General features: G+C 64.2%; 6 protein-coding genes. All 6 read left to right on the top strand.

Features of this window, described 5'->3' with window-relative positions:
- Position 1 precedes the first annotated feature (1 nt).
- The 6 genes from HU767_RS25745 (at position 2) to nahK (ending at position 7,954) form a co-directional block, all read left to right on the top strand.
- Positions 2 to 1,315, top strand: coding sequence for a nitrous oxide reductase family maturation protein NosD (locus HU767_RS25745; RefSeq protein WP_186710343.1), 1,314 nt, complete (start codon positions 2 to 4; stop codon positions 1,313 to 1,315).
- Positions 1,312 to 2,229 carry an ABC transporter ATP-binding protein gene (locus HU767_RS25750; RefSeq protein ID WP_186710344.1) on the top strand — a complete coding sequence of 306 codons (918 nt, stop codon included), beginning with the start codon at positions 1,312 to 1,314 and terminating at the stop codon, positions 2,227 to 2,229. The genes HU767_RS25745 and HU767_RS25750 overlap by 4 nt, the downstream gene beginning before the upstream one ends.
- A complete protein-coding gene (locus HU767_RS25755; RefSeq protein ID WP_186730808.1) occupies positions 2,226 to 3,056 on the top strand; it encodes an ABC transporter permease subunit in 831 nt (276 codons plus the stop codon). The genes HU767_RS25750 and HU767_RS25755 overlap by 4 nt, the downstream gene beginning before the upstream one ends.
- A 32-nt stretch (positions 3,057 to 3,088) precedes the next feature.
- Positions 3,089 to 3,616 carry a nitrous oxide reductase accessory protein NosL gene (locus tag HU767_RS25760; protein ID WP_186710346.1) on the top strand — a complete coding sequence of 176 codons (528 nt, stop codon included), beginning with the start codon at positions 3,089 to 3,091 and terminating at the stop codon, positions 3,614 to 3,616.
- 605 nt (positions 3,617 to 4,221) lie between these two features.
- Positions 4,222 to 5,382 carry a nitric oxide-sensing protein NosP gene (nosP, locus tag HU767_RS25765; RefSeq protein ID WP_186707603.1) on the top strand — a complete coding sequence of 387 codons (1,161 nt, stop codon included), beginning with the start codon at positions 4,222 to 4,224 and terminating at the stop codon, positions 5,380 to 5,382.
- Entirely contained in the window at positions 5,312 to 7,954 is a 2,643-nt protein-coding gene (gene nahK, locus HU767_RS25770; RefSeq protein WP_238349522.1) for a hybrid sensor histidine kinase/response regulator NahK/ErcS', read from the top strand. The genes nosP and nahK overlap by 71 nt, the downstream gene beginning before the upstream one ends.
- Positions 7,955 to 8,056 lie beyond the last annotated feature (102 nt).

Here is an 8,056-nt window from a genome sequence, read left to right on the forward strand (position 1 = left end):
AATGACCGGGAAAACGCAGCATGCAAACGTTCGTCGACCGGTCATTGCCCTGGTGTCCTGCCTGCTGTCGGGCGGTGCGTTCGGCGCGCCGCAACCGATTATGAATCTGCCTTTGCAGGCTGAGGGCGAGCAGCATTGGCGCCTACCTGCGGGGCACTATCAAGGCTCGTTCAGTATCGATCAGCCGATGACGCTCACTTGCGCGCCAGAGGCGGTATTCGAGGCGCAAGGCGAGGGCAATGGCTTGATCATTCGCGCGCCGAACGTGCAGGTCCAGGGCTGCACCTTCCTGGACTGGGGCCACGACCTCACGGCCATGAACGCCGCCGTGTTCATCCAGCCCGGGGCAACAGGCGCCGTGGTGCGCGGCAATCGGATGCAAGGCCAGGGCTTCGGTATCTGGGTCGATGGCACGCGGGACGTCAGCCTGATCGACAACCGCATCCAGGGCGACCCCAGCCTGCGCTCCCAGGACCGAGGCAACGGCATCCATTTGTATGCGGTGCACGGCGCCCGGGTCATCGGTAATCAGGTGCGCGAAACCCGTGACGGCATCTACATCGACACCTCCAACGGCAACCTGCTCCAGGGCAACACGCTGGAGGATTTGCGCTACGGCGTGCATTACATGTTCGCCAACGATAATCGCCTGCTGGACAACGTCACCCGGCGCACCCGCACCGGCTATGCGTTGATGCAAAGCCGCCAGCTGACGGTGATCGGCAATCGCTCCGAACAGGACCAGAACTACGGGATCCTGATGAACTACATCACTTATTCGACCCTGCGCGACAACTTCGTCAGCGACGTGCGCGACGGGTCCACCGGCGACACCATGATCAGCGGCGCCGAGGGCAAGGCCCTGTTCATCTACAACTCGTTGTTCAACCGCATCGAAGGCAACCATTTCGAGCGCAGCGCCGTGGGCATCCACCTGACGGCCGGCTCGGAGGACAACCGCATCGCCGGCAATGCCTTCGTCCACAACCAGCGCCAGGTCAAATACGTGGCCACGCGGTTGCAGGAATGGTCGGCGGACGGGCGCGGCAATTATTGGAGCGATTACCTGGGTTGGGATCGCAACGGCGACGGCCTGGGCGATGTGGCCTATGAACCCAACGACAACGTCGATCGCCTGCTGTGGCTGTATCCCCAGGTGCGGTTGTTGATGAACAGTCCGGGGATCGAGCTGCTGCGCTGGGTGCAGCGGGCGTTCCCGGTGATGAAATCTCCCGGGGTGATGGACAGCCATCCGCTGATGGAAACCCCTGTCCAGCCCCCATCACGCAACAGTGCCCAGGAGAACGCGTCTTGAACGTCGTCGAGATCGAAGGGGTCAGCCAGCGTTATGGCGATGTCGCCGTGCTGCGCGGGCTGGACTTGACCCTGGCCCAAGGCGAGGTGCTCGGGTTGTTCGGGCACAACGGCGCGGGCAAGACCACCACCATGAAGTTGATCCTCGGTTTGCTGCGGGCCAGCGAGGGGGAGGTGCGTGTCTTCGGTCGCGCACCCAGCGACCCGAGTGTGCGGCAGATGCTCGGTTATCTGCCCGAGAACGTGATGTTCTACCCGCAGTTGAGCGGGCTGGAAACCTTGCGCCATTTCGCCCGGCTCAAAGGCGCGGCACCGGAGCAGGTGGAACGTCTGCTGGAGGAAGTGGGGCTGGCGGGCGCCGCCAGGCGGCGGGTGAGGACCTATTCCAAGGGCATGCGCCAGCGCCTCGGCCTGGCCCAGGCACTGCTCGGCCAGCCGCGCCTGTTATTGCTGGACGAACCGACCGTGGGCCTGGACCCCATCGCCACTCAGGACCTCTATCAACTGCTCGACCGCCTGCGTTGGCAGGGCACCAGCATCATTCTTTGCTCCCATGTCTTGCCCGGGGTGGAAGCGCACATCAACCGCGCCGCGATTCTGACCCGGGGTCGGCTGTTGGCCTTGGGCAGCCTGGCCCGGCTGCGGGAGGACGCGGGACTGCCGACGCTGATCCGCGCCTCGGGCCTGTCACGAGCCGACTGGCTTCGCCAGCATTGGCGCAGCGAAGGGCACGCCACGCAGGGCTGGGGCGCGGAAGGGGTGCAGGTGTCCGCGCCGGACGGCAGCAAACTGAAATTGCTGCGCCAGTTACTGGCCCAGGACGACCCGACGGATGTCGAGATCAAGCCGCCGTCCCTGGAGGATCTGTACCGTCATTACATGGTCCGTGCCGCCGCCGAGGAGGCCAGCCTATGAACCCGGTCTGGAACATGGCCCGCAAGGAGTTCAGCGATGGCCTGCGCAATCGCTGGTTGTTGGCGATCAGCCTGTTGTTCGCGGTGTTGGCGATCGGCATCGCCTGGCTCGGCGCGGCGGCGGCCGGTCAGCTGGGGTTTACCTCGGTGCCCGCCACGGTGGCGAGCCTGTCCAGCCTGGCGACGTTCCTGATGCCGCTGATTGCCTTGCTGCTGGCCTACGACGCGATTGTCGGCGAGGACGAGAACGGCACGTTGCTGCTGTTGTTGACCTACCCATTGGGGCGCGGCCAATTGCTGCTGGGCAAGTTTGTCGGGCACGGCTTGATCCTGGCCCTGGCCACCTTCATCGGCTTTGGCTGCGCGATGCTGGCCATCGCTCTGTTGGTGGACGATGTTCAGTTGAGCCTGCTGCTCTGGGCCTTCGGCCGGTTCATGTTGTCCAGCACGCTGCTGGGCTGGGTGTTCCTCGGGCTGGCCTATGTGCTGAGCAGCGTGTCGGCAGAGAAATCCACCGCCGCCGGATTGGCGCTCGGGGTGTGGTTTTTCTTCGTGTTGGTGTTCGACCTGGCCTTGCTGGCGCTGCTGGTGCTGAGCGAGGGGCGGTTCAGCCCGGAGCTGCTGCCATGGTTGCTGCTGTTCAATCCTACGGACGTGTATCGGCTGATCAACCTAACTGGGTTCGATGCGGCTTCCAGCGGTGCCGCGGTGTTGACCCTGGGCAGCGATTTGCCGGTGTCGGCGCCTTTGCTCTGGTTGTGCCTGGGCCTGTGGGTGGCAATCCCGTTGTGGCTGGCCTATCGGTTGTTCTATCGCCGGTGCCCGTGAATGTCTGATCTTGATCAAGGGAGCATGCAACGATGAATAGAGTGTCTTTGAAGACGGGCCGCCTCTTGGCCGGGTTATTGATGTGCCTGGCGTTGGCGGCTTGCGACAAGGCCGAGCCACCTGCGGCCAGCGAGGCGGCGCTGGCGTTCCATTCCAGTGATGAGTGCCATGTGTGCGGCATGGTCATCACTGACTTTCCCGGGCCCAAGGGCGCGGCGGTCGGGACAGGAGGCGTGAAGAAGTTCTGCTCGCCGGCGGAAATGCTGGGTTGGTGGTTGCAGCCGGAAAACCATCGGGCCGACGTCAAGCTGTATGTCCACGACATGGGGCGCAGCCATTGGGATGCGCCGGATGATGCCCATCTGATCGACGCCCGCAGCGCGTACTTCGTCATTGGCAGCGGGCTCAAAGGCGCCATGGGCGTGGTATTGGCTTCGTTCTCCGATCCCCAGGCGGCAGAAAAACTGGCGAGCGATAGCGGCGGCCGGGTGCTGCGCCTGGAAGACATCGACCAGAAACTGCTGGGGCAGGTGAGCGCCATGGCGCCGATGAACCACTGATATTGCCCGCGTACCGAACCGCTCTATTGCCAGCACCGAACCGCTTTTTGTGGCGAGGGAGCTTGCTCCCGCTGGGCTGCGCAGCAGCCCCAAGGCCAGGCGCCACGGTGTGTCAGGTTGATGTGGGCCGCTTCATGGGGGGGCGCTTCGCGCCCCAGCGGGAGCAAGCTCCCTCGCCACAAAAGCGGCCTTCATTTGCTGGACGTCCGGGTGTGCTCACGGATGGGGAGTTTAGTTTTTGAAGAAGTGGAACGCGGAGCGTCCCTGGCGACATTCCCACGCAGGAGCGAGGGAACGATCGACAGCCCCTGACACACGGCTGAACGGCTGTTGTGGCGAGGGAGCTTGCTCCCGCTGGGATGCGCAGCAGCCCCAAGGCCAGGCGCCGCGGTGTGTCGGGTTGATGTGGGCAGCTTCATGGGGGCGCTTCGCGCCCAGCGGGAGCAAGCTCCCTCGCCACAAAGGTATTCCAAACCAGGAGGAGGGCGCGCGGTGTGCATCACCTTCTCATCCCATGGAAGTGTCCACCCACTACCCAAGTAGCATTCGTCGCCCCGGCGCGGCTTCGTACACTCAGGGCTCCTATCACGCACCCGCCGGAGGCGATGATGCAGCAGAGCGAAGGTGTGGTGAGCGCCATGTCCCAGGCGACCGACGTCCAGCAGGTGGCCCAGGCGCTGGCGCGGCAGTTGTTGCACCCGCACCTGGGGTTCGTGCTGTTTTTCTGTTCCGCCGAATACGACTTGCCGGCCCTGGGCCAGGCGCTGTCCCAGAGTTTCGGCGGGATTCGCCTGGTGGGCTGCACCAGCGCCGGGGAAATCACCGCCCAGGGCTACGGTCGCAACTGCGTGACGGCGGTGGGGTTCGATCATCGACACTTTTCCATTGCCGCCGAGCTGATCGGTGAAATGGAGCATTTCAGCCTGATCGACGCCCAGCAAATGGTCGAGCGCCTGGCCAGCGGTTGTCGCAGCAATGCCTTGGCGCCGATCAAGGGCCACAGTTTCGCCTTGACCCTGCTCGACGGCCTGTCCAGCCGCGAGGAAATGGTGCTGGCGGCCTTGAGCGCCGCGTTGGGGGATATCCCGCACTTCGGCGGCTCGGCCGGCGATGACAACTACCTGACCCACACCCACGTCTACTTCGAAGGCCAGTTCCACAGCGGCGCGGCCGTGGTGGTGCTGATCAACACGTGGCTGGAGTTCGAGGTCTTCACCACCCATCACATCCTGCCCCGGGACGAGAAACTGGTGGTGACCGGCGCCGACAGTGCTTCGCGCCGGGTCTATGAGCTCAACGCCGAACCCGCCGCCGAGGAATACGCCCGGCACATCGGCGTCCCAGTGAGCGCCCTCGACTACCGAGTCTTCGCCGCCCATCCACTGGCGGTGCGGATCAACGACCAGTACTACGTGCGTGCGATCCAGCAGGTGCACCCGGACCTGAGCCTGAGTTTCTACTGTGCGGTGGAGAACGGCATCGTCCTCACCGCGATGACGCCAGGTCCCTTGCTGCACAACCTGCAAACACTGTTCGACGGTTTGCAGGCGCGCCTCGGCGACTTGCTGCTGACCATCGGCTGCGATTGCTTCCTGCGGCGCCTGGAGCTGGAAGACCGCGGCGGCCTGGAACAGATCGGCGAGTTCCTGCGCGAACAACGGGTGATGGGGTTCAACACCTATGGAGAACAGTTCAATGGCATGCACATCAACCAGACGTTCACCGGAGTTGCCATTGCCCGACATCGCGTCCCCGGCCATCGCTGACCTACAGGCCCAGCTCGCCAGCCTGCAACACGAAAACCGCAAGTTGCGGCGCATCAACGCGGCGCTGATCGAGCGGGTGGAGTCTGGCGTGACCCGCGGCAACGACCCCTATGCGGCGTTCCAGCACTCGGTGGTGCTGGCCGAGCAGGTGCGTGAGCGCACCGACGCGCTGAACCAGGCCATGGCCGAGCTCAAGGCCGGCAATCACTTGCTGGGCGAGGCGCGGCTGCGGGCGGAAACCGCCCACCGGCACCTGATCGACGCCATCGAGAGCATCTCCGATGCGTTTGTGCTGTTCGACGAGCAGCAACGCATCGTCCTGTTCAACAGCCGCTTCAAGGCCTTCTGGGCCAACAGCCGGGTGCGCATCATCGCCGGGATGCGCCTTTGCGAGGTCAAGCGCTTGATGACCGCCAAAGGCTTGTTCAGCGAAGAGCCCCGCGGCCAGGCCGACGAGCACGTGTTGTATCGCTTGCAGGACGGCCGCTGGCTGCAAGTCAGCGAGCGGCCGACCCAGGAAGGCGGGCGAGTGATCCTGTTTACTGACATCACCGACGTCAAGCTCAGCGAAACCGTGCGCCGCGAGCAGGCCATCGCGCAGAAGTCCCACCTGCTGCAGCGGGCGGTGGACAACCTGTCCCAGGGTGTGGCGATGGTCAATGCCCAAGGTGTGCTGGAGCTGTGGAACCGGCGCTTCCTTGAACTCAGTGGCCTGGCCCCGGTGGCGGCCCACCGGCCCTTCAACGAAGTGATCGGCGACAGTGAACTGCAACTGCTGACCCCGGCCAGTCGCGACAGCAACGGCCGGTTGATCCATGAGTGCGAGCAGCGCCTGTCCGATGGCCGCGTCTTGGAAATCCGCACGCATCCATTGCCCACCGGCGGCTACGTCAACACGTTTACTGACATCACCGAGCGCTACCAGCACGCCGAGGCACTGAGCGAAAGCGAGCGCTGGATCCGCCTGATCACCGACCATGTGCCGGCGCTGATCGCCTACCTCAACGCCGACCTGGTCTACGAATTCACCAACAAGGTCTATGAGCAGTGGTATTGCTGGCCCCGTGGCGTGATGCTCGGCCAGAGCCTGCGCGAAGCCCATAGCGAGCAGCATTACCAGCGCCTGGAAGCCTACGTGGCCCGGGCATTGGCGGGCGAGAGCGTCACCTTCGAATTCGCCGAAACCAACATCAACAACCAGGAGCGCTACATGCTGCGCTCCTACGTGCCGAACCGCCTGGCCAACGGCGAAGTGGTCGGGATCTTCGTGCTGATCCGCGACATCACCGAACGCCGCCGCACCGCCGAGGCATTGCACCAGGCTTACCAGAACCTGGAACAGCGAGTCCAGGAGCGCACGGCCGAACTGACCACCCTCAACGACCAGTTGCTGCGGGAGATCGACGAGCGCAGCCGGGTGGAATTGCGCCTGCGGGAGGCCAAGCGCGAGGCCGAGCAAGCCAACCTGTCGAAGACCAAGTTTCTCGCAGCGGTCAGCCATGACCTGCTGCAACCGCTCAACGCCGCACGCTTGTTCACCAGTGCCTTGCTCGAACGTCGCGAGCCGGTGGCCAACGCGCAATTGGTGCGCAACGTCAGCAATTCGTTGCAGGACGTGGAGAACCTGCTGGGCACCCTGGTGGACATTTCCAAGCTGGACGCCGGGGTGATCAAGGCCGATGTCGCGCCGTTCGGCCTTAGCGAGTTGCTGGACAACCTGGCCGCCGAATACGCCCAGATCGCCCGCAGCGAAGGGCTGGAGCTGCACTATGTCGGCTGTTCGGTGCTGGTGCGCAGCGACATGCAATTGCTCGCGCGGATCCTGCGCAACCTGCTGAGCAACGCCATCCGCTACACCCCCAGCGGTCGGGTGGTGCTGGGCTGCCGGAGGTATCGCCAGCGCGTGTCGATCCAAGTCTGGGACAGCGGCATCGGCATTGCCGAGAATCGCTTGGAGGAAATATTCCAGGAATTCAAGCGCGGCGACGTCCAGCGCCCGAACCAGGACCGTGGGTTGGGCCTGGGCCTGGCGATTGTCGAGAAAATCGCCGGGATCCTCGGGCATCGGATCCAGGTGCGCTCCTGGCCGGGCAAGGGCTCGATGTTCGCCATCGACGTGCCGCTGAGCGCCACCGCACCCAAGCCGTTGCCATGCCTGGACATGAGTGAGCCGATGCTGGAAAGACTGCGGGGGGCACGGGTCTGGGTGCTGGATAACGATGCGGCGATCTGCGCCGGCATGCGCACCTTGCTGGAGGGCTGGGGTTGCCAGGTGGTGACGGCGTTGTCGGAGCAGGACCTGGCCCGCCAAGTGGACAACTACCACGCCGAGGCCGACCTGCTGATCGCCGATTATCATTTGGACCACGATCAGAACGGTGTGGACGCCGTGGCCCGGATCAACGCCCGCCGGGCCTCACCGATCCCGGCCATGATGATCACCGCCAACTACAGCAACGAACTCAAGCAGCAGATCCGCGAGCGCGGCCACACCCTGATGCACAAGCCGGTGCGGCCGATGAAGCTCAAGATTGCGATGAGTCATCTGCTAGGCCAATCCCAGAGTCATTGAGCGAGCGCTGTCGTGGCGAGGGAGCTTGCTCCCGCTGGGGCGCGAAGCGGCCCCAAATCCAGGCGCCTCAGTGTGCCCGCCTTGTTCAGAATGGGGCTGCTT

The sequence above is a fragment of the Pseudomonas sp. SWRI179 genome (assembly GCF_014268705.1).
GTDB classification, from domain to species: domain Bacteria; phylum Pseudomonadota; class Gammaproteobacteria; order Pseudomonadales; family Pseudomonadaceae; genus Aquipseudomonas; species Aquipseudomonas zanjanensis.

Coding starts and splice junctions, on each gene's coding strand:
- nosP (WP_186707603.1), top strand. CDS start 4,222: ATGATGCAGCAGAGCGAAGGTGTGGTGAGCGCCATGTCCCAGGCGACC.
- nahK (WP_238349522.1), top strand. CDS start 5,312: ATGGCATGCACATCAACCAGACGTTCACCGGAGTTGCCATTGCCCGAC.
- HU767_RS25760 (WP_186710346.1), top strand. CDS start 3,089: ATGAATAGAGTGTCTTTGAAGACGGGCCGCCTCTTGGCCGGGTTATTG.
- HU767_RS25755 (WP_186730808.1), top strand. CDS start 2,226: ATGAACCCGGTCTGGAACATGGCCCGCAAGGAGTTCAGCGATGGCCTG.
- HU767_RS25745 (WP_186710343.1), top strand. CDS start 2: ATGACCGGGAAAACGCAGCATGCAAACGTTCGTCGACCGGTCATTGCC.